Here is a 19,369-nt window from a genome sequence, read left to right as displayed (position 1 = left end):
GGTGAAGAGAATGACAGCCAACACACCTAAAGTTCAACTCAGTGACCTGCTTGATTGCTTCTGCTCTAAACTCTGGTGTGTAGTGAGGTTTTAACATGTTAATCTCCTAAGGTGTGTATTCTAACTTAAGAGTGTCCAATTGTTTAGGGGAAGTTCAAGGAGTATGTAGTAGCATGGCTAAAGACCTAACCGCATCATCACATGACCGCCAAAATATTCTTAACAACCGCTACGCCCTACAACAAGCCGAACAGCACTTAGGTTTAGGTGGTGTCACTTTTGAAGGTGAGACTGTATTAACCAAGGCACAAGTGGCGTCACTCTATGACGTTACAGACCGTACTATTGAACGCTATTTGGCCAGCCATGCCAATGAGTTAAAAAGCAACGGCTATCAGGTGCTAAAAGGTAAAAAATTAAAAGAATTCAAGGAGCTAATATCTGGTACCGACATCAATGACGGTACCAAAACCACCATGCTGGGTTTGTTCAGTTTTCGTGCTGTGCTCAACATAGGGATGTTACTAACAGAAAGTGAGTCCGCACGCCTTTTGCGTTCACGTCTGCTGGATATTGTACTAGATGTAATGGCTGAGCGTGTGGGTGGCCATACTAAGTTTATTAATCAGCGTGATGAAAACTATCTGTTAGCGGCTTTTCAAGAGGAGAACTACCGAAAACAATTTACGGATGCGCTTGATTTTTTTGTTGAAGGAAATCAATGGAAGTATCCCCGTTTTACCAACCTTATTTATAAAAGTATTTTTCATGAGAATGCCACTGAGTATAAAAAGGTATTAAATCTGGCAGAAAAGGACAAAATTCGTGAAACCATGTATTCAGAAGTGGTTAATTTGATTGCTAGCTTTGAGGCTGGCATAGCTCATGAGTTAGAGCATGCGAGTAAATTACAAGGACGTAAACTCACACAAAAAGAAGCGGAAAGCTTAATTGCTAGCTTTGAAAAACATCCTCTTTTTAAGCCTTTGATTTTGGATGCTAGAACAAAAATGGCCAGTCGCGACCTCTGTTTTCGTGATGCCTTACATGAAAAGCTGGAAGCTTATATAGAATCGGTGCCTGAAGCTGACTTTGATCGCTTTTTGGGTGAAAAAAGTCGTTCTTTGGAAGAGCAATTAAGTGACCCAGAAACATTAGCAGTACTCAAGCGTTTGAAAGATCGGTAAGCAAAGGAATGTGGTTATGAGTGACTCTACAGACACAGGCTTACGTTTTTTCTATTTCGATGTGGCGCATGCGATCAGCGTTCACGATTGGGTCATTGAGTATTCTGGTGGATTAGCAGGCACCAAAGACATTGGTCAGTTAGAAAGCCCCTTAGAGCACATACAAAATGACTGGTATTACCCAGAAATGGAAGACAAGCTGACTCACTTAGTATTTTCCATTAATAAAAACCATGCTTTTAACGATGGTAATAAGCGATCATCGTTGGTGTTAGGCGCTTATTTCCTTGAATTAAACGGTTTTGACTATGTGGTAAAGCGCTTTGCCAAAGAGATGGAAAACATCGTCGTTTGGGTTGCTGATAACGTTATCGACAAGGATCTATTACGTCAGATCATCAGCTCAGTACTTTATGACGACGATTATCCGGAGTCGGTTAAATTGGCTATATTGGAAGCAATCGAAGCAGCTAAAGATTACTAACCATTTCGTGGATCATCACGAGATGGTACGAATATACGGCCATTTAGCATTATTAATATTAAAATCACATCAACAGCACCCCTCTCGCTACCCATTAGATCAGCGTCCAGTGACGGCTATTCTTGTTTTTAATAACGTTTCTGAGCTTGCCTATTGAATCAGCATCTAACCTGTTGTGGTGGCAAGTTAAATGCAAAAACTGGGTACTTACTGCTCACCAGTTAGCTCACCGCAAAACGCTTCTTGAGCCAAAATGAGGTGGCTGCCCAGCATTATGCCCACCACTCAACTGGTAGTTTTTAGCAGACACCTGTAAACCGATTTGGACGAGGGAAATTAAAATAACCCTGCATTTTCAATGTTCTTTACAAGGTAATACAGGGCTTTTAAGACATTCTTAGACGGATAAAAAAACTACTCTATATTTTGAATCTGCTCCCTCATTTGCTCGATTAATACTTTTAAATCCACCGACACTTGGGTCATTTCCATACTAATAGCTTTTGAACCTAGGGTATTGGCTTCGCGGTTCATTTCTTGCATTAAAAAGTCTAAACGGCGGCCTATGGGTTGTTTGCTGGTTAGGGCGCGGCGTACTTCTTTTGTATGCGTGGTTAGTCTATCTAGCTCTTCCATTACATCTTGTTTTTGCGCCAGCATGACTACTTCTTGTTCTAAGCGGGCTGGGTCTAGTTCAACTTGTAGCTTTTGTGCTCTTTCTAATAGGTTGGTGCGCCAAGCTTCTAAGGCTTCGGGCAGATAGTTTTGTGCGCTAACTAGGTGTTGGCTAATTTTTGCTAGGCGTTCTTCAATTAACTTAGCTAGCTCTGTACCCTCCCTTTCTCGATGGGCTTTTAAGTCAGCGAGGGTTTGTTGAAATAATTCAAGTGCCGTTTCTTTAACTGCTTCTTCATCGGCTTGTTTGCTTTGCATAACGCCTGGCCACTGTAGAAGGCGCAAGGGATCTAAAGAAGCTGCGGGGGTACGATTATAAATTTGGTCGGCTGCTGTTATTAGTTGCTCTAGCAAAGCGGTGTTCACTTCTAACTGGGCATTATCTTCAGCAGGGTAAAACCTTAAGGTTATATCTAGCTTGCCGCGTGATAGGGCTTGGCGTAGTTGGTTACGTAGTACTGGCTCTAGGTCTCTTAGTGTTTCTGGTAGGCGAAAAGCTGGTTCTAGGTAGCGTTGATTAACTGAGCGAATTTCCCAGCTAAGGCTACCCCAATCTTGGTGAGTTTCACGGCGGGCAAAAGCGGTCATACTGGCAGTCATGGAATATCCTTGTGGGTGATATACTAGCTAACTCTTTTAAATTAACAGATTCAGGAAACGATTAATGCGTCCAAGTGGCAGAGCTCCCGATCAAGCACGAGAAGTTAAAATCATCCGTCATTTTACCAGCCATGCCGAAGGGTCTGTACTGGTTTGCTTCGGTAATACTCAGGTGATTTGCACCGCTAGTGTAGAAAAAGGCGTGCCTCGCTGGCTACAGGGCAAAGGCCAAGGCTGGATTACTGCTGAATACGGCATGTTACCAAGATCTACTCATACACGTAATAGACGTGAAGCGACTAGCGGCAAGCAGGGTGGGCGCACTTTAGAAATTCAGCGTTTAATTGGTCGCTCGTTACGCGCAGCCCTAGACCTTAAAAAGCTGGGTGAGTTTACTATCACGCTTGATTGCGACGTTATTCAAGCCGACGGCGGCACACGCACTGCTTCTATTACTGGCGCTTGTGTTGCTTTGGTTGATGCTTTACGCAGCTTGCAGTTAAACAAGAGCATTAAAACTGATCCGTTTAAGCAGTTTGTCGCTTCGGTATCGGTGGGCATGTATAAGGGCGAAGCTGTCTTAGATTTAGACTACCCAGAAGACTCTAACTGCGAAACCGACATGAACGTGGTGATGACGCAGGAGGGTAAGTTTATTGAGGTGCAAGGTACTGCGGAAGGGGTAGCTTTTAGTCGTGATGAAATGAATGCCATGCTAGAGCTAGCTGAGAAGGGTTGCCGTGAGCTATTGGTTATTCAGCAGCAGGCGCTACAAGAACTTTAATAAACAGCTAACCGGAGCTTTAACTCAGTAATTGAGTAACTAAAAGCTCCGGTTTTTTATAGCTAAATATCGTACTCTACAAAAATGGGTGCATGGTCAGAAAACTTCACACTTCTATCTATCCAGGCATCTTTAATGTTTTTGCGTAGGTTAGGCCCAACCACTTGATAATCTAAGCGCCAGCCCTCTTGCCTTTGGCGTTCTAAGTTAGCATTTGGCCAAAAAGTAAACTGGTCTGTATCACGGTTTACTTCTCTAAAGGCATCAATAAAACTTAGCGGCCCAAACACTTGATCCATCCAGGCGCGTTCTTCAGGACGAAAACCTATGCTTAGCTGGTTATCTTGCCAGTTAGCTAGATCAATAGTTTTATGGGCTATATTCCAAGTGCCACAAATAATAAATTCACGGCGTTTACGACGTAACTTGGTTAGAAACTCTAAAAACTGTTCTAGAAAAAGTTTTTTCTCAGCAGGGTTAGCACCTGAGGGCATAAGAAAGCTAGCAACACTCACTTTTTCAAAGTCGGCCTGCATAAAACGACCTTCTCTGTCAGCCAACTCAAAACCTAGGCCTGTCATAACGGCTTTAGGTGTTTTGCGGCAGTAGATACCTGTACCAGAGAAATCATCTTGTTCGGCATCAAAAAAATACCCTTCCCAACCCTCTGGGCGCTCTATGGCATCACCCAACTTCCAGCTTTTTGTACGCACATCTTGAACGCATACAACATCAGCATCCTGGTCTTTCAACCAGTCTAGAAACCCTTTTTCAACGGCTTGCTTAATTCCGCCAACATTAAGGCTGATAACTTTCATGCGTGGTTGTTCCCATTCCAGCGTGTGACTAATTTGGATAAAGTGTATGATACCTGCCTACAGACCTTTAGGGAATTACTCTTGCCCTTGGTCGCTTATATGAGTCATTTTGCCGCAACTGGCTACATAATGCACAATGCATTTAATACAATTTAAGAAATAAGTTACTGGAACTCTACATGCTCGATTACCAAAAAGACTTTATTAACTTTGCGCTAAGACAGGAAGTTCTGCGTTTTGGTGAGTTTACTTTAAAGTCTGGTCGTACTAGCCCCTATTTTTTTAATGCTGGCTTATTTAATTCTGGTGAGGCTTTGGTCGAGCTAGGTAAAAGCTACGCTGAAACCATCATTCGGTCTGAAATTGCGTTTGATGTATTATTTGGCCCTGCATACAAGGGCATTCCTCTGGGTTCAGCTACTGCCTCCATGCTGGCAGAGCACCATCAGCGTCCTACGCCTTTTGCTTTTAACCGAAAAGAAGTTAAGGCCCATGGCGAAGGTGGTCAGCTAGTGGGTGCAGCTATGCAGGGTAAGCGTGTCTTAATTATTGATGATGTTATTACGGCGGGCACAGCCATTCGTGAGGTTTTACCTTTAATAGAAGAGGCGGGCGGCGTAGTTGCTGGTGTGGTTATTGCCTTAAATCGCCAAGAGCGAGGTCAGGGCGAAAGGTCTGCTATTCAAGAAGTAGAGCAAGATTTAGGTATTCCAGTCATTAGCATTATTGCTTTAGAAGATGTGCTGGAGTTTGCATCTCATCAACCCGAGTTAACGCCACATGTCGATGCCATTAAAGCCTACCATCAAGCTTATGGTGTTTAACTTTTTTCTTACGGAGCCAAGCTAATATGTTAAATAAAAGTACATTCATTGCTTTATCTAGCGCTTTATTAATTTCTGCTACTGCTTCAAGCACTTTTGCAGCTAGCTCAGTTGAAGCTAACCTTAGTGAAGATACCGCCCAAGCTGAATTTGATACGCTGCTGCCAAAAACCTCGAATCTCTATGTAAATGCTAGCCTACTTTACACTGAAGAAAACAGTAATAGCTCTGCCCTTGTTGGCACTGTCGGTTTTCAAGGTGTAGAAACAGATAATGCTACCTACCGAGCTGCTGTTGGTGGTCGCTTGTACCTTTACGATTATGGCAACCTTAATGGTGCAGCCATTGCCGTGGGTGGTATGTTTTACCACACTATTCCTGGGGCTCAGCGCTTATCTGCGGGTGGTTATGCTTGGTATGCACCCCAAGTTACTAGCTTTGGTGACACAGAACGAATTTACGAGGTAGGTGGTCGCATTGCTTTCCGTGTTATTCAAAACACCGATATTTTTGCGGGTTTTCGCTATTTAAGACTTAAAAATGAAAAGTCTGGCAACACAAGGTTTGATGATGCCTTAGAAAAAGGACCACACATTGGTTTTCGTTTAAACTTTTAACCGAAAACTCTCAAGTCACACTTAACGTCTGCAATCTACTTACAATGAGTGATATTTACTGCATAATTTTTCTATTCTAATTTACTCAAATAGAGAAGTACTTATGACTACTAGCAGTATAAAAATGAATCGCCAAGCTATGGTAAGTTTTTTGCAGACAGAGTTCCCTCAGTATGTGGGTGAAGTTTGTGAAGTAGAGGAAGATTACAGCCTATTACGCCAACCCATAGATCAAACCCACCTTCGTCCAGGTGGCACTGTATCTGGCCCTACTTTAATGGCATTAGCCGATGTTGCACTTTATGTTGCTATTCTTTCCAAAATTGGGCCTGTCGCTTTAGCAGTGACCACTGATTTCACTATTCACTTCTTAAACAAGCCCCGTGCAGACCGTGCCATTATGGCTAAAGCCAGCCTATTGAAGCAGGGTAAGCGCCTAGTGATAGGTGAAGTAGCGCTTTACAGTGAAGGTGAAACCGACCTAGTTGCTCATGTGGTTGCAACCTATTCTGTACCACCGGCCCCCACCGCCAGCTAAAATCCGTTAGAATATCCACCTTTATGAAGGAGGTGGACATGCAAATACGTTTGAACGGGCAGCCTTACACCCTTGCCGAATCAGCCAGTATTGTCGATCTGCTACAGCAGTTAGATTTAACTGGTAAACGGCTAGCTGTTGAAATTAATGAAGAAATTATCCCCAAAAGCCGTCATGCCGCAACCTTGCTGCAAGCAAATGACCAGGTAGAGATAGTACATGCCATAGGTGGTGGCTAAATTTACTAGTAATAAACCCTAAGACTATTAAAAGAGACCAAGTGATGAACCCAGACACTTTTAAAATAGGTCAGCGCGAATTTTCATCCCGTCTATTGGTTGGTACAGGCAAATATAAAGACCTGCAAGAAACGGCAGCAGCCATTGAAATGACTGGTGCTGAAATTGTTACCTTTGCTGTTCGCCGTACTAATATTGGGCAAAATCAAGATGAACCTAATTTACTAGACGTTATTTCTCCAGACCGTTATACCCTCCTTCCCAATACAGCTGGCTGTTATAACGCAAAAGATTCTGTGCGTACCTGCCTATTGGCTCGCGAGCTATTAGATGGACACAACCTAGTAAAGCTTGAAGTGCTGGGTGACCAAAAAACCCTCTACCCCAATATGCGTGAAACCCTTATAGCCACTGAACAACTAATGGCCGAAGGCTTTGAAGTGATGGTGTATTGCAACGATGACCCTATAGCCGCCAAAGAGCTTGAAGATATGGGTTGTGTTGCCATTATGCCGTTAGGTTCTTTAATTGGTTCTGGCTTGGGCATTCTTAACCCGCACAATATTCGTTTAATTATGGAAGAAGCTAAAGTGCCCGTGTTGGTTGATGCAGGTGTTGGTACCGCTTCTGATGCTGCCTTTGCAATGGAAATGGGCTGTACGGGTGTATTAATGAACACTGCCATTGCCCATGCTAACAACCCAGTACTTATGGCCAGCGCCATGAAAAAGGCGATTCAAGCAGGACGTGAAGCCTTTTTAGCTGGCCGAATGACCAAAAAAGCCTATGCCAGTGCCAGCTCACCGCTGGAAGGACTAATTAATTAATGAGCAACTTGGATAACAACGCCTCATCGAACAAGCATGATCGTGCTGATGATGCCATTCACGACAAACGCATTCGTAGTTTTGTATTACGCCAAGGCCGCATGACTGGCTTGCAGCAAAGGGGCATAGATGAGTTTTTACCCAAACTAGGCCTAACACTCGAAGACGGTGCTTTTGATGCTGCCCAAGTTTTTGGGCGTGAAGCACCCCTAGTAGTTGAGGTGGGTTTTGGCATGGGCGGTTCTTTACTAGAACAAGTACAAGCTATGCCTGACCACAATTTTGTGGGTATTGAGGTTCACCTACCTGGTGTGGGTAAGTTGCTGGGTGAGGCTGGTGACTTGGGTGTGGATAACTTAAGGGTTTACCACGAAGATGCCGTTGAGGTTTTTAATCAGTGTATTCCTGATAACTCGATTGATCTCTTTCAGCTATTTTTTCCTGACCCTTGGCATAAGAAGAAACACCATAAGCGCCGCATAGTGCAACCCCCCTTTGTTGAAACAGTTCGTAAAAAGCTAAAAGTAGGCGGGCGTTTTCATTTGGCAACCGATTGGGAAGCCTATGCAGAACACATGCGCGATGTAATGAATAATGCACCTGGTTATGAAAACACTGCAACCCAAGGCGATTTTGTGCCAAGGCCTGAATCTCGCCCATTAACCAAGTTTGAGCTAAGGGGTGAAAAACTAGGTCATGGAGTGTGGGATTTAATCTACAAGCGCACTAGCTAGCTGCAAGGGCTGAATAGCTAGGTTATAATGGTTCTTCCCTGTACTGAGGGGCGCTGCAGCAGCATTTTCTGTCAGGCTCAGATCAGGAATTAAAGATTAACGGCGCCCGTTAAACCGATGCGATAGCTAGTAATTGTTTATTAGTTATCAATTCTGCTAAACGGAGTGTTTTATGTCTGAATTTACTGATTACAAAGTAGCCGATATCAACCTAGCTGACTGGGGTCGTAAAGAATTACGTATCGCAGAAAGTGAAATGCCTGCACTTATGACCATTCGTGCTAAATACCGTGACCAGCAACCGCTTAAAGGTGCGCGTATTGCTGGCTGTATTCACATGACCATTCAAACTGGCGTGCTAATTGAAACCCTAATTGATTTAGGCGCTGAAGTTCGTTGGTCTTCTTGTAATATTTTCTCTACCCAAGATCATGCCGCAGCGGCTATAGCAGCGGCGGGTATTCCTGTTTTTGCTTGGAAGGGCGAAACCGAAGAAGAATACCTCTGGTGCATTAAACAAACCATTGAAGGTAAAGACGGTTGGGAACCCAACATGGTGCTAGACGATGGTGGTGACTTAACCGCTATTCTGCACGATGACTACCCTCAGTTAATTGAAGCCATTCACGGTGTTTCTGAAGAAACCACCACAGGCGTGCACCGTTTAATTGAAATGATGCAGAAAGGCACGCTGAAGATTCCTGCTATCAACGTAAACGATGCGGTTACCAAATCTAAGAACGACAACAAGTACGGCTGCCGTCATAGCTTAAACGATGCAGTTAAGCGTGCCACCGATCACCTGCTTTCTGGTAAGCAAGCTTTGGTTATTGGCTATGGTGATGTAGGTAAGGGTTCTGCCGCTTCTTTAAGACAAGAAGGTATGATTGTACGTGTTACTGAGATTGATCCTATCTGCGCAATGCAAGCCTGCATGGACGGCTACGAGGTGGTTTCTCCTTACCTTAATGGCGTTAATACCGGTAAAGATGACGGTGTAGATAAACAGCTATTAGGTAAAATTGATCTACTAGTAACCACCACTGGTAACGTGAATGTGTGTGATGCACCCATGATGAAAGCCCTGAAAAAAGGTGCTGTGGTGTGCAACATAGGTCACTTCGATAACGAAATTGATACGGCTTACACACGCAAAAACTGGGCTTGGCAGGAAATTAAGCCTCAGGTTCATAAAGTTTTCCGTGATGGCAAACCAGGTCAGTTTGATGAAGCCAGCAATGATTATTTAATTCTGCTTTCTGAAGGCCGCCTAGTGAACCTAGGTAATGCAACGGGTCACCCTAGCCGTATTATGGATGGTTCTTTTGCTAACCAAGTACTGGCGCAAGTTCATTTGTTTGAACAAGGCTTTGCTAACCTACCAGCAGACCAGAAAGCCAGCAAAATTACTGTTGAGGTTTTACCTAAGCAGTTAGATGAAGAAGTGGCTCAGTATATGGTGCAGGGTTTTGGTGGCGTAATTACTAAGCTAACAGGCGATCAAGCCGACTACTTAGGTGTGCCACAAGCGGGTCCATTTAAGCCAGAGACTTATCGTTATTAAGGTTTATTTAGCTTTTAAATGAAAATAAAACCCAGCTGTTGTTCGCCAAGACGCCGTGAATACGTCCATGTAGGCTCAGCTGCTGCTCCCTGCAGCAGATGCTTGGCTTACTAACAACTGGGTTTATCTAACAGGAGTCCGAGCTAAAAAGGACAAGGCGCAATAAAGGTCATGCGTTCTTCTGTTATAGGATGACTTATTTCTAGTTCTTGGGCATGAAGCAGTAAACGGCTGCTAGCGGCTAGGGCTTCGCCTTGTGAATAAAACCTATCGCCTAAAATTGGGTGACCTAGTGCCTGTAAATGCACTCTTAACTGATGTGACCGCCCAGTAATGGGATTAAGTTCTAGGCGGCTGGTTTTGCCATTAGTTTCTAAAACACGGTAATGGGTTAACGAGGGCTTACCCCTTTCATAACAGACTTTTTGTAATGGGCGGTTGGGCCAATCGCATATCAGCGGCAGGTTAATTTCACCTTCTGTTTCTGTCGGGCAACCCCAAACCTGTGCGATGTAAACTTTTCTGGTTTGGCGGTTTTGAAACTGCATTCTTATCGAGCGTTCAGCATCTTTTCGTAGCGTAACAACCAAAACACCCGAAGTTGCCATGTCTAGCCGGTGAGCAAGTTCTGCATAGGGCGATATTTGTTTAGCCCGTGCTTCTACGCTGTCGTATAGCCCTTCACCCCTTCCTGGGGTAGACAACAAACCCTCTGGCTTATTAACAACTAGCAAATAATCATCTTGGTAAAGAATCGTTAACCAAGGCTCTGTTGGTGGCTGGTAATCTAAAGCGGGTGGTGCTTGATTTGTTACTAACTGATTCATTGTAAACGAGAGTCAGCAGGCTTTTTTGGGCGGTATTGTACTAACACCCAAGGCGCAACAACCAAAGCCCAAAGCTGGGTGTTTTCTTGGTGCCAAGCATGGGCATCTTCATCGGCCACAGCGCCCACCTCACCTGAATCTAACCATTGTTGAAATTGTGCTCGGTTATCTTCAGTTAACTGAAAACCAACTTCGGTTAAATCTAACGCTGCACTTACCTGCACTACGCAGCCGCGTGCATGGTGTACCTCTAATTCGCGCCAGCTTATTAAGGCTGTTTCTAACGTTAATTTGCTGCGTAATAGGTCTGGTTTACGTGCATCTGGATGTTCATTTTGCATTTAAATCAACCTCATAGATCAACAAAGTAATAATATTTTCTACCCTGCTGTTTTTGCGTGTAATATTGAAGAAGCTGTTCAGTAGAAATGGCATTCTAGTAGATTACTTAACAGGACGCTAAACCTGCAGCTTAAAATAATAAAATCTACTCTTATAAAACTTGTTGGAGCTTCATCATCATGAAAGATAAGTCTATCGACCAAAGTAAACGTGGTTTCATTAAATCTGCAGCCATAGGTGCAGGTGCTGTTGCTGCAGCCAGTGTTGCTGCGCCCTCAATTGCTGAGAAAAAATATAACTGGCGTATGGTAACTACCTGGCCTCGCAACTTCCCCGGCCTAGGTGTGGGTGCACAGCGTTTAGCTGATCGCATTAATACCATGTCGAATGGTCGCTTAAACATTCGTGTTTATTCTGCTAACGAGCTAGTACCGGCACTCCAGTCTTTTGATGCGGTTATCGAAGGCTCTGCAGAAATGTGTCACAGTGCTGCCTACTACTGGCAAAACAAAAGTGAAGCCAACTCCTTTTTCACCGGTGTTCCTTATGGTATGACGTCTCGCGAGCTAACCGCTTGGATACGCTACATGGGCGGACAAGAAATCTGGGACAAGGTTTATGACCAGTTTGGTGTTAAGGGCTTCCTTTCTGGTGACACAGGCACCCAGGCAGGTGGCTGGTTCCGTAAAGAAGTTAATAGCATAGAAGATGTTAAAGGCCTTAAATTTCGTACGCCAGGTTTGTCTGGTAAGGTTTGGCAGTCAATTGGTGCCAGCGTTGTAAACCTACCTGCGGGTGAAATTTTCCAAGCACTACAAACAGGCGCACTGGATGCAGCAGAATTTGTTGGTCCTTATAACGACTTGGCTTTAGGCTTCCACCAAATCTGTAAAGAATACTACATGCCTAGCTTTACTGAGCCAGGTTTGGCAACGGAGTTGGTCGTGAATAAGTCTGAGTTTGCTAAGCTACCTAAAGACTTGCAGCAAATTGTTGAAGTGGCTTGTCAGGCAGAGTACGACCAAGTAGCTTCAGATTTCTACGCTAATGACCCTATTGCGCTTAAGCAGCTGGTTGAAAAACACGGTGTTAATATACGCAACTTCCCTGATGACATTTTGGAAGCAGGCGCCAAAGCTGCAATGAATATTATGACTGAGCTACGTGAGCATAAAGATGCCCTAACGCGTGAAACCGCAGAAAGCTTTGTTAAGAGCTTAACTATTTTGCGTACTCGTACAGAGCAGGTAGACCAGCGCTTTGGTTTAGCCCGTGAGAAGCACTTTATTTATAAGTAGTTTTTTAACTAGTAGCTTATAAACAACCAAGCGCACCTAAATTTATTAGGTGCGCTTTTTTTGTGCTGTTTTGCTGAAAAATTAGTTGCCGTAAAGCTTGTTTGGTAACCAAGTGACTATCTCTGGGAAAATAATCAGCGTGACTAAAGCAATTAGCTGTATAGCAACAAAAGGCAAAACCCCCTCATAAATCATTCGAGTTGAAACCGATGAAGGCGCCACGCCCCTTAGGTAGAAAAGTGCAAAACCAAAAGGTGGTGTTAAGAAACTTGTTTGTAGGTTAATCGCTACCATTACCCCTAACCAGATAGGGTTAACATCCATCATCAACAAGATAGGTGCAGTGATAGGTAAAACGATAAAAATAATCTCGAAGGTATCTAGGATAAAACCCAGCAAGAACATGAGCAGCATAACAAACAAAATTGCGCCAAGGGTTCCACCAGGTAAATTACCAAGGAAGTCTGCAACCAGTTCATCACCGCCCAACATACGGAAAACCAATGAAAAAACAGAAGCACCCAAGAGAATAACAAAAACCATCGTCGTGGTGTTTGCTGTAGCAGCCATGCATTGACGCAAGTTGGTTAGGGTTAGCTTGCGTTTTACTGCCGCAAGCAACATAGCACCAACTGCACCAACCGCTGCTGACTCTGTTGGTGTGGCTATACCAGCTAAAATAGAACCTAAAACAGCCATAATTAATACAAGTGGCGGTAAAAGACTGGTTAACACATCACGCCCTAAGCTGGCTTTTTCTTCTGGTGTTACTTCTAAAGCTGGGCAGCTTTTTGGATCTCTAATGGCTTTATAAATCATCCACAACATATAAAAGCTAACTAACATTAAGCCCGGCATAAAAGCACCGGCAAATAAGTCGCCCACAGAAACAGCAGAAGGTGCAAAGTTACCTTTTTCCATTTGTACTTGCGCATTAATACCCGACAGCATATCACCCATAAAAATAAGTACGGTAGAAGGAGGTATGATTTGCCCTAGCGTTCCTGAAGCACAGATAACACCCGTTGCCAGGCGGGGGTCATAACCAGCACGAATCATGGCGGGTAAAGATAGCAGCCCCATGGTTACTACGGTTGCACCTATAATGCCGGTAGACGCAGCTAATAAAGCACCCACAAGAATAACGGATAAACCCAAACCACCACGCAGGGTGCCAAATAACCGCCCCATGGTAATTAATAGCTTTTCTGCAATACCTGATCGCTCTAACATCATGCCCATAAAAATAAATAAAGGCACAGCAACTAAAACTTCGTTTAGCATTACCCCAATATAGCGCGAGGCCAGACTACTAAAGTTAGAGGGGTCAAAGGCGCCTAACAACCAGCCTAAACCAGCAAAAAATAGTGATACCCCAGCCAGTGAAAAAGCTACGGGGTAACCCAGCATCAACACACCAATAATGCCAAAAAACATCACCACCGAAAGCACTTCACCAATCAATAGCGGATCCATAATTAGTGATTCTCCCGATAGCGGTATTCTTTAGGCAATAAACCTTGTTGATTAAAAAGCACCAGGATACCCCTTAAAAACATAGCCAAACCTTGTAAAGCCACAACAAAAGCAAAAATAATAATAAAACTCTTGATGATATAAAGCCCCGGCATACCACCATAGTTAGATGAACCCTCTAACCATTTCCAAGAGCGCATAACGTAGGGCAGACTCCAATAAACTAAAATGCTAACAAAAGGAGCAATAAAAAAGAGGCTACCGAACATATCAACCCAAGCTTTATGGCGTAAGCTGGCTGGACGATAAAAAATATCGACTCTTACATGGGAGTTATTGAATAAAGCATAACCAGCCAAGCCCATAAACATCATGGCATTAAGCCAAACATAAAGGTCTTGCATCCACACTTGGCTTATAGAAAAAACATAGCGAAGCACGACTACAGCAAAACATACCAGCACTATGCCTAAAGAAAACCAGGAAAAAAACTGTCCTAGAAGGATGTTGAATCGACTGATTAATCGAATGATCAGTGCTATTGCCTGCACTTTGCAGTCCTCATATATAAAGTTAAATTAGTTCAGCAAGAATACATGATATTCTAGGTCAAAACACAAAACACCTAGTTCAACCTGTGTTCAATTTTCTGCTTTAATCGAATGAGTTCTCTATGCTTAACCCTGCAAGCCTTAAAAAAACCCAGTGGCTAGCCTACCTTTTATTAGTTTTAACTACTTTATTTTGGGGCGGTAACTTTGTTGTTGCACGCGCAGTACATGCTGAAATTCCCCCTTTAGCTTTAGCTTGGTGGCGCTGGCTTCTTGCTATGTTAATTATTTTACCCTTTGCTGGGCAGCAACTTTGGCAAGCCAGGCAGCTCGTTGCTAAAAGCTGGCTTAAATTAACCTTAATGGCACTCTTTGGTGTAACCGGTTTCAACACACTGGTTTATATGGGATTACAAACCCTGCCTGCAAGCAATGGTATTTTGCTGTTATCTGCCTGCCCACTGTTTATTCTAGCTTTCTCTTGGTGGTTTTTTGGTGACCCCATCAATCTAAAACAAATAATTGGACTAGTGGTTTCCTTAGCAGGCATTAGTGTCTTGGTGAGCAAGGGCAACCCAACCCAAATTTTTAACCAGCTAGGTGGCGGCAATGGTAACCTTTGGGTGCTTGCAGCAGTGCTTAGCTGGGCTATTTATTCCGTTATGTTGCGTACACGTCCTGCTGGCTTAAGTGGTTTAGCCTTCTTTGCTTTAACCGTTGTTCTAGGCTGGATACAACTAACGCCCTTCTACCTTTATGAACTTTTTGTGCAAGAACGTAGCTTTAGTATTAACCTTACCAGCTTATTAAGCATTGGTTATGTTGGTTTATTTGCTTCCATAGGTGCTTTCTTATTCTGGAATCGGGGCGTAGAAATACTGACCGCTAGCCGTGCTGGGTATTTTATTCACTTAATTCCTGTTTGGGGGTTAATTTTAGCCAGTGTGTTTTTAGCCGAACAGCTAGAAGGTTTTCATTGGGCTGGAATGCTACTAATTTTTAGTGGCATTATTTTAGCCACTTTTTTAAAGCCTAGCCAAGCAGCTAAAAAATGAATTAACTTCATCTAGTCTGCCAATAAGTTTCAACTACCTCTTATTTTATTCATCTAAACTAGCAAGATAAGATGAGTCACATTAATACTATTGAGATAATTTATGCCTTCCCTACCCGTTAGCTTTGAGTTTTTTCCCCCTAAAACACCTGCTGGCCAAGAAAAGCTTTTGCTAGTACGTGATGAGTTAGCTGCTACTAATCCAGAATTTTTCTCTGTTACTTATGGTGCAGGTGGCTCTACCCAAGACGGCACTTTACAAACGGTTTTAGCCTTGCGTGAAAGTGGTATAGACACAGCGCCACACATGTCTTGCATAGGTGCAAGTCGTGCTGAATTACGCAACCAGCTACAGGGTTACAAGGACAAAGGTATTCACCGTATAGTGGCTCTGCGTGGTGACCTTCCTTCAGGTATGGGTAGAGGTGGCGAACTGCGTTATGCCAATGAGTTGGTTGAGTTTATTCGCCAAGAGTTTGGGCAGGATTTTATTATTGAAGTAGCAGCTTACCCTGAGGCTCATCCACAAGCAGCCAACCTAGATGAAGACATTAAAAACTTTGTGCGTAAGTGCCAAGCTGGTGCAGACAGCGCAATTACGCAATACTTTTTTAATGCGGATGCTTATTTTTATTTTGTAGATAAGGTTAGAGCAGCAGGTATAGAGATCCCGATTATTCCGGGTATTATGCCTATTACCAACTACACTAAGCTGGCACGTTTTTCAGATGCCTGTGGTGCGGAACTACCGCGCTGGATAAGAAAGCAGCTAGAGTCTTATGGTGATGATTCTGAGAGTATTATTAAGTTTGGTGAAGAGGTCATTTCTAACCTGTGCCAGCAATTAATTGATGGCGGTGCACCTAGCCTGCATTTTTATACCCTTAATCAAGCTAAGGCTTCCTTAGCTGTGGTCAATAACCTAAGAAAATAATTTACTTTAAGTTAAGTGTGTCTAATGCCTGCCGTGGTTTAAAACTAAGTAACATAAAACTACGGCCGGTATTTTCTAAGGGTTGGCAGGTTAATTGATATGCCTGATAGTAACCCCTTGCCGACTTAAACATCACTTCTGCCTTGGCAGCTTGGCCTGCTTCTATCTTAGTAAAAATAGCTTTTATATTGGCTACAGAGGGGTTGCCCTGCATTAACTCAACTAAACTAGTGCCTGGCACTAGCTTTTCTTTGCCAAAGATTTGCTGGGTTGCTTGGTTGTATTGGTCTAGCTGACCCTTGGCATCTAATAATAATGCTGGGTAGTCTAAGGCTTCCAATAGTTGCAGACACACTTGGTTTTTCTGTTCTAGACGTTGGTTGTTTTCTAATAAATCTTGTTGTTGCTTTTTAATTAAGGCAAACCATTGACTGTAATAGAGGTTGACTAGGTCTTGTTGACTAATTAAACCCACCACCAGCTGCTTGTCATTTACCACCACTAGCCGTTTAAAGCTTTTTTCTCGCATACTGTTAACCGCTTGCCTAACTGAAAAGTGTTCTGGCAGGGTGTCTACTGGGCTAGACATTACTTGTTCTACTCGACAGGAAAGCTCCTGCCCTTGAGAAAGTAAACGCATCACATCAGACAGGGTTAGTATGCCTAAAGGTTTACGGTTTTCACTAATTAAAGCGGTATTAACGCCCTGCTGTTGCATTAGGCTAAGCACAAGACTTACAGGCATTTCTTTATTAACTTGCAGCAGCAACATACCACGCAACAAGTCACCTAAACGCTGACTTTCAGCTAGAGCATCTGGGTCTAAATTTTGTACTAGGTCTGTATAGGTGACTATGCCGCAGAGTTGGTTGTTGGCATCAACCAAACAAACTTGCTCAGCTTGGTGCAAGCTTATAAGTTTGATTGCTTCTTGAATATCTGCTTCTGGTGGTAAGCACAAAGCTCTAGGCAGCAGAACTTGGGCAAGGGGCACATTAAAACTAACACCCTGAAGATGAAAAGCCATTAAATCTTTTGCTTGCAACAAACGATAACCCTTGGCCGTGCAAACTAGCAAACTACGAATGGCGTGCTGGTTCATTAAAGCAAGTGCATCAGCTAAGCTGGCTTGCTCATCTAGGCTAATAACCTGACGCGTTGCAAGCGATTCCAGAGTTGGAAACTGCATGGTTAATCCTTAATTTAGTCTGACCAAGGAAGTTTTCGATAACTTAGCGCTTCTAATAGGTGCTTAGAAGCTATTCTTGGCTTGGTATCCAAGTCTGCTAAGGTTAACGCTACTTTAATTATACGATGTGCAGCTCTGGCTGACAGATGTATTTTATTCATTGCTCGTGTTAATAGCTGCTGTTGCTCTTTTCCTAAGGGTGCATACCTTTCTAATTCAGCTGGAGATAACTGGGAGTTAGGTTTGCCAGCTCTATGTAGTTGGCGCTGCCTTGCTTCCATTACCCGATTACGAACCACGGCTGAACTATCACCTTCGGCAGGCTGCCATAAACAATCTGCTGGCAAGGCAGGTACTTCTAAATGTAAATCTATTCGGTCTAACAGGGGCCCAGAAAGGCGAGACTGATAGCGGTTAATTAAACCCGGTGCACAAGTACAGCTTTTTCGTGGATCACCGAGGTGACCGCAGGGGCAAGGGTTCATTGCAGCAATTAATAGAAATGCTGCTGGGTAGGTGGTTTTTCTTTTTGATCTAGCTAAATGGATAACACCAGCTTCTAAAGGTTCCCGTAATACTTCTAAAACTTGCCGCCCAAATTCTGGTAACTCATCTAAAAATAGAATACCTCGGTGGGCTAAGGAGATTTCACCCGGTAAAGGGTTGCTGCCACCACCGACCAGAGCAACAGCTGAGGAGGTATGGTGAGGTGAACGAAAGGGGCGTTGTCGCCAATGGGTTATATCAAAACCACTAACAATGGATTGAATAGCTGCAACTTCTAAAGCTTCTTCTTCAGTTGGTTCAGGTAACAAACCCGGCAGGCAGCGAGCGAGCAGGGTTTTACCACTGCCCGGAGGGCCACAAAAGAGTAGGTTATGCTGCCCCGCTGCAGCCAACATTAGGGCACGTTTAGCAGCCTGCTGCCCTTTTACTTCTAGTAAATCCGTAAAGCTAGGGCTAGCAGCTAGCTCTGATATTTCAGTGGGTTCGGCAAAAGCAGCTTGCCCTCGCAATGCTGCGGCAACATCGAGTAGGTGGCTAGCGCCTCCCATCTTTAAACTAGAAACCAAGCTTGCTTCTGCTAGGTTTTCTGCTGGTAAAACTAGAAAATTATTTGCTTTAGCGGTTGCTAAGGCGGTAGGCAAAACACCTTTAACTTGTCTTAGCTCACCATTTAAAGCTAGCTCACCTATAAATTCACGGCCATTTAAACAGCTTTGTGCTAACTGTTTAGAAGCAACTAAAATACCTAGCGCTATAGGTAAATCGTAACGCCCACCTTCTTTAGGAAGATCGGCTGGCGAAAGGTTAACCGTAATGCGCCTAGCTGGAAATTCAAAACCTGCAGTAAGTAGGGCGCTTCTAACTCGGTCACGGCTTTCTCTTACTGCTGTTTCAGGCATACCAACAAGATTAAAAGCTGGTAAGCCATTAGCAAGGTGCACTTCAACTCGAACTTCAGGAGCATTGAGCCCAACCAATGCTCGACTTGCAACCAGCGCCAGCGACATAACCAACCTCCTTGTTTATTACTTAATTGCTAAAACTTAGTTTTTAAGCTTAGTCTCTAGCTCTGTAACACGCGAGCTAAGCTCATCAACCTTTTGCCTAGTACGTTGGTGTATTTGTAATAAGCGGTCATAATCTTCACGGCTAACTAAATCGAGTTTAGCCACGGCTTCTTTAACTAGACTTTTTAGAGCCTGGCCAGAAGCTAACGGCTGGTTAAAACCACTTAATTTTGCGGTTAGTTCATCGGATATTTTTTGTAAATGTTCGGGTTTAAGCATTTTTATCTCCTTGC

At 43.6% G+C, this 19,369-nt stretch carries 22 protein-coding genes and 1 riboswitch; of the genes, 13 read left to right on the top strand and 9 right to left on the bottom strand.

The window, feature by feature from the left end; genetic code table 11:
* Positions 1-173: 173 nt before the first annotated feature.
* Both H571_RS0105185 and H571_RS0105180 read left to right on the top strand, forming a co-directional pair.
* A complete protein-coding gene (locus H571_RS0105185; RefSeq protein WP_027848384.1) occupies positions 174-1,187 on the top strand; it encodes a hypothetical protein in 1,014 nt (337 codons plus the stop codon).
* Positions 1,188-1,203: 16 nt separating this feature from the next.
* Complete coding sequence (locus tag H571_RS0105180; protein WP_027848383.1) at positions 1,204-1,671, top strand: type II toxin-antitoxin system death-on-curing family toxin; 468 nt, start codon at positions 1,204-1,206, stop codon at positions 1,669-1,671.
* Between the two features lie 414 nt (positions 1,672-2,085).
* Here H571_RS0105180 and H571_RS0105175 read toward each other — a convergent pair whose 3' ends face one another.
* The gene (locus tag H571_RS0105175) at positions 2,086-2,946 is read right to left on the bottom strand and encodes a YicC/YloC family endoribonuclease (protein WP_027848382.1); all 861 of its coding nucleotides are present in this window, start codon (positions 2,944-2,946) and stop codon (positions 2,086-2,088) included.
* Between the two features lie 64 nt (positions 2,947-3,010).
* Between H571_RS0105175 and rph the strand changes: the two genes are divergently transcribed.
* Positions 3,011-3,730 (top strand): ribonuclease PH, encoded by a 720-nt coding sequence (gene rph / locus H571_RS0105170; RefSeq protein WP_027848381.1) that lies wholly within the window; start codon positions 3,011-3,013, stop codon positions 3,728-3,730.
* A gap of 62 nt (positions 3,731-3,792) precedes the next feature.
* Here rph and H571_RS0105165 read toward each other — a convergent pair whose 3' ends face one another.
* A complete protein-coding gene (locus tag H571_RS0105165; protein ID WP_027848380.1) occupies positions 3,793-4,548 on the bottom strand; it encodes an exodeoxyribonuclease III in 756 nt (251 codons plus the stop codon).
* Between the two features lie 179 nt (positions 4,549-4,727).
* Here H571_RS0105165 and pyrE point away from each other — a divergent pair, with 179 nt between their 5' ends.
* The 7 genes from pyrE to ahcY all read left to right on the top strand — a co-directional run bounded on the left by pyrE (position 4,728) and on the right by ahcY (position 9,891).
* Positions 4,728-5,372 (top strand): orotate phosphoribosyltransferase, encoded by a 645-nt coding sequence (pyrE, locus tag H571_RS0105160; RefSeq protein WP_027848379.1) that lies wholly within the window; start codon positions 4,728-4,730, stop codon positions 5,370-5,372.
* A 26-nt stretch (positions 5,373-5,398) separates the two neighbouring features.
* A complete protein-coding gene (locus H571_RS15470) occupies positions 5,399-5,989 on the top strand; it encodes a YfaZ family outer membrane protein (RefSeq protein ID WP_051168160.1) in 591 nt (196 codons plus the stop codon).
* A gap of 103 nt (positions 5,990-6,092) precedes the next feature.
* Complete coding sequence (locus H571_RS0105150) at positions 6,093-6,527, top strand: PaaI family thioesterase (RefSeq protein ID WP_245562319.1); 435 nt, start codon at positions 6,093-6,095, stop codon at positions 6,525-6,527.
* 38 nt (positions 6,528-6,565) lie between these two features.
* A complete protein-coding gene (gene thiS / locus H571_RS0105145) occupies positions 6,566-6,766 on the top strand; it encodes a sulfur carrier protein ThiS (RefSeq protein WP_027848377.1) in 201 nt (66 codons plus the stop codon).
* 44 nt (positions 6,767-6,810) lie between these two features.
* Positions 6,811-7,593, top strand: a complete 783-nt coding sequence (locus H571_RS0105140; RefSeq protein WP_036217614.1) for a thiazole synthase — start codon at positions 6,811-6,813, stop codon at positions 7,591-7,593.
* Complete coding sequence (gene trmB, locus H571_RS0105135; RefSeq protein ID WP_027848375.1) at positions 7,593-8,327, top strand: tRNA (guanosine(46)-N7)-methyltransferase TrmB; 735 nt, start codon at positions 7,593-7,595, stop codon at positions 8,325-8,327. The genes H571_RS0105140 and trmB overlap by 1 nt, the downstream gene beginning before the upstream one ends.
* 39 nt (positions 8,328-8,366) lie before the next feature.
* A riboswitch (S-adenosyl-L-homocysteine riboswitch) is annotated at positions 8,367-8,442 on the top strand.
* 57 nt (positions 8,443-8,499) lie between these two features.
* Positions 8,500-9,891 carry an adenosylhomocysteinase gene (ahcY, locus tag H571_RS0105130; protein ID WP_027848374.1) on the top strand — a complete coding sequence of 464 codons (1,392 nt, stop codon included), beginning with the start codon at positions 8,500-8,502 and terminating at the stop codon, positions 9,889-9,891.
* A 143-nt stretch (positions 9,892-10,034) separates the two neighbouring features.
* Here ahcY and rluA read toward each other — a convergent pair whose 3' ends face one another.
* Positions 10,035-10,718 (bottom strand): bifunctional tRNA pseudouridine(32) synthase/23S rRNA pseudouridine(746) synthase RluA, encoded by a 684-nt coding sequence (rluA, locus tag H571_RS0105125; protein ID WP_027848373.1) that lies wholly within the window; start codon positions 10,716-10,718, stop codon positions 10,035-10,037.
* Positions 10,715-11,059: a DUF2288 domain-containing protein gene (locus tag H571_RS0105120; protein WP_027848372.1), complete on the bottom strand. Its 345-nt coding sequence runs from the start codon at positions 11,057-11,059 to the stop codon at positions 10,715-10,717. Before H571_RS0105120 ends, rluA begins: the two co-directional genes overlap by 4 nt.
* A gap of 180 nt (positions 11,060-11,239) precedes the next feature.
* Here H571_RS0105120 and H571_RS0105115 point away from each other — a divergent pair, with 180 nt between their 5' ends.
* Positions 11,240-12,358 carry a TRAP transporter substrate-binding protein gene (locus H571_RS0105115; protein ID WP_036217611.1) on the top strand — a complete coding sequence of 373 codons (1,119 nt, stop codon included), beginning with the start codon at positions 11,240-11,242 and terminating at the stop codon, positions 12,356-12,358.
* 81 nt (positions 12,359-12,439) lie between these two features.
* Here the strand turns inward: H571_RS0105115 and H571_RS0105110 are convergent, their stop codons facing one another.
* Positions 12,440-13,834, bottom strand: a complete 1,395-nt coding sequence (locus H571_RS0105110; RefSeq protein WP_027848370.1) for a TRAP transporter large permease — start codon at positions 13,832-13,834, stop codon at positions 12,440-12,442.
* Positions 13,835-13,836: 2 nt separating this feature from the next.
* The gene (locus H571_RS0105105) at positions 13,837-14,385 is read right to left on the bottom strand and encodes a TRAP transporter small permease subunit (RefSeq protein ID WP_027848369.1); all 549 of its coding nucleotides are present in this window, start codon (positions 14,383-14,385) and stop codon (positions 13,837-13,839) included.
* A 122-nt stretch (positions 14,386-14,507) separates the two neighbouring features.
* Here H571_RS0105105 and H571_RS14295 point away from each other — a divergent pair, with 122 nt between their 5' ends.
* Together H571_RS14295 and metF are read left to right on the top strand one after the other, a co-directional pair.
* Complete coding sequence (locus tag H571_RS14295; protein WP_051168159.1) at positions 14,508-15,440, top strand: DMT family transporter; 933 nt, start codon at positions 14,508-14,510, stop codon at positions 15,438-15,440.
* A 102-nt stretch (positions 15,441-15,542) separates the two neighbouring features.
* On the top strand, positions 15,543-16,373 hold the full coding sequence (metF, locus tag H571_RS0105095; RefSeq protein ID WP_027848368.1) for a methylenetetrahydrofolate reductase [NAD(P)H]: 831 nt from the start codon (positions 15,543-15,545) through the stop codon (positions 16,371-16,373).
* A gap of 1 nt (position 16,374) precedes the next feature.
* Here the strand turns inward: metF and H571_RS0105090 are convergent, their stop codons facing one another.
* Genes H571_RS0105090 through H571_RS14290 form a run of 3 tightly spaced genes read right to left on the bottom strand, consistent with a single transcriptional unit; the run spans position 16,375 to position 19,355 of the window.
* Positions 16,375-17,562 carry a CBS domain-containing protein gene (locus H571_RS0105090; RefSeq protein ID WP_027848367.1) on the bottom strand — a complete coding sequence of 396 codons (1,188 nt, stop codon included), beginning with the start codon at positions 17,560-17,562 and terminating at the stop codon, positions 16,375-16,377.
* Positions 17,563-17,576: 14 nt separating this feature from the next.
* The gene (locus H571_RS0105085; RefSeq protein ID WP_027848366.1) at positions 17,577-19,076 is read right to left on the bottom strand and encodes a YifB family Mg chelatase-like AAA ATPase; all 1,500 of its coding nucleotides are present in this window, start codon (positions 19,074-19,076) and stop codon (positions 17,577-17,579) included.
* Positions 19,077-19,112: 36 nt separating this feature from the next.
* Positions 19,113-19,355, bottom strand: coding sequence for an accessory factor UbiK family protein (locus tag H571_RS14290; protein WP_036217609.1), 243 nt, complete (start codon positions 19,353-19,355; stop codon positions 19,113-19,115).
* Positions 19,356-19,369: the final 14 nt, after the last annotated feature.

It is taken from the genome of Marinospirillum minutulum DSM 6287 (genome assembly GCF_000422325.1).
Lineage (GTDB): Bacteria > Pseudomonadota > Gammaproteobacteria > Pseudomonadales > Halomonadaceae > Marinospirillum > Marinospirillum minutulum.
Note: the sequence above shows the minus strand (reverse complement) of the source record. Positions and strands in the feature narration are given on the sequence as shown.

What these genes read in the sequence shown, in the direction of transcription:
- H571_RS0105175 (WP_027848382.1), bottom strand. Translation starts at nt 2,946, where the DNA reads ATGACTGCCAGTATGACCGCTTTTGCCCGCCGTGAAACTCACCAAGAT.
- H571_RS14295 (WP_051168159.1), top strand. Translation starts at nt 14,508, where the DNA reads ATGCTTAACCCTGCAAGCCTTAAAAAAACCCAGTGGCTAGCCTACCTT.
- H571_RS0105090 (WP_027848367.1), bottom strand. Translation starts at nt 17,562, where the DNA reads ATGCAGTTTCCAACTCTGGAATCGCTTGCAACGCGTCAGGTTATTAGC.
- rluA (WP_027848373.1), bottom strand. Translation starts at nt 10,718, where the DNA reads ATGAATCAGTTAGTAACAAATCAAGCACCACCCGCTTTAGATTACCAG.
- H571_RS0105085 (WP_027848366.1), bottom strand. Translation starts at nt 19,076, where the DNA reads ATGTCGCTGGCGCTGGTTGCAAGTCGAGCATTGGTTGGGCTCAATGCT.
- thiS (WP_027848377.1), top strand. Translation starts at nt 6,566, where the DNA reads ATGCAAATACGTTTGAACGGGCAGCCTTACACCCTTGCCGAATCAGCC.
- ahcY (WP_027848374.1), top strand. Translation starts at nt 8,500, where the DNA reads ATGTCTGAATTTACTGATTACAAAGTAGCCGATATCAACCTAGCTGAC.
- metF (WP_027848368.1), top strand. Translation starts at nt 15,543, where the DNA reads ATGCCTTCCCTACCCGTTAGCTTTGAGTTTTTTCCCCCTAAAACACCT.
- rph (WP_027848381.1), top strand. Translation starts at nt 3,011, where the DNA reads ATGCGTCCAAGTGGCAGAGCTCCCGATCAAGCACGAGAAGTTAAAATC.
- pyrE (WP_027848379.1), top strand. Translation starts at nt 4,728, where the DNA reads ATGCTCGATTACCAAAAAGACTTTATTAACTTTGCGCTAAGACAGGAA.
- H571_RS0105120 (WP_027848372.1), bottom strand. Translation starts at nt 11,059, where the DNA reads ATGCAAAATGAACATCCAGATGCACGTAAACCAGACCTATTACGCAGC.
- H571_RS15470 (WP_051168160.1), top strand. Translation starts at nt 5,399, where the DNA reads ATGTTAAATAAAAGTACATTCATTGCTTTATCTAGCGCTTTATTAATT.
- H571_RS0105115 (WP_036217611.1), top strand. Translation starts at nt 11,240, where the DNA reads ATGAAAGATAAGTCTATCGACCAAAGTAAACGTGGTTTCATTAAATCT.
- H571_RS0105150 (WP_245562319.1), top strand. Translation starts at nt 6,093, where the DNA reads ATGACTACTAGCAGTATAAAAATGAATCGCCAAGCTATGGTAAGTTTT.
- H571_RS0105165 (WP_027848380.1), bottom strand. Translation starts at nt 4,548, where the DNA reads ATGAAAGTTATCAGCCTTAATGTTGGCGGAATTAAGCAAGCCGTTGAA.
- H571_RS0105180 (WP_027848383.1), top strand. Translation starts at nt 1,204, where the DNA reads ATGAGTGACTCTACAGACACAGGCTTACGTTTTTTCTATTTCGATGTG.
- trmB (WP_027848375.1), top strand. Translation starts at nt 7,593, where the DNA reads ATGAGCAACTTGGATAACAACGCCTCATCGAACAAGCATGATCGTGCT.
- H571_RS14290 (WP_036217609.1), bottom strand. Translation starts at nt 19,355, where the DNA reads ATGCTTAAACCCGAACATTTACAAAAAATATCCGATGAACTAACCGCA.
- H571_RS0105185 (WP_027848384.1), top strand. Translation starts at nt 174, where the DNA reads ATGGCTAAAGACCTAACCGCATCATCACATGACCGCCAAAATATTCTT.
- H571_RS0105140 (WP_036217614.1), top strand. Translation starts at nt 6,811, where the DNA reads ATGAACCCAGACACTTTTAAAATAGGTCAGCGCGAATTTTCATCCCGT.
- H571_RS0105110 (WP_027848370.1), bottom strand. Translation starts at nt 13,834, where the DNA reads ATGGATCCGCTATTGATTGGTGAAGTGCTTTCGGTGGTGATGTTTTTT.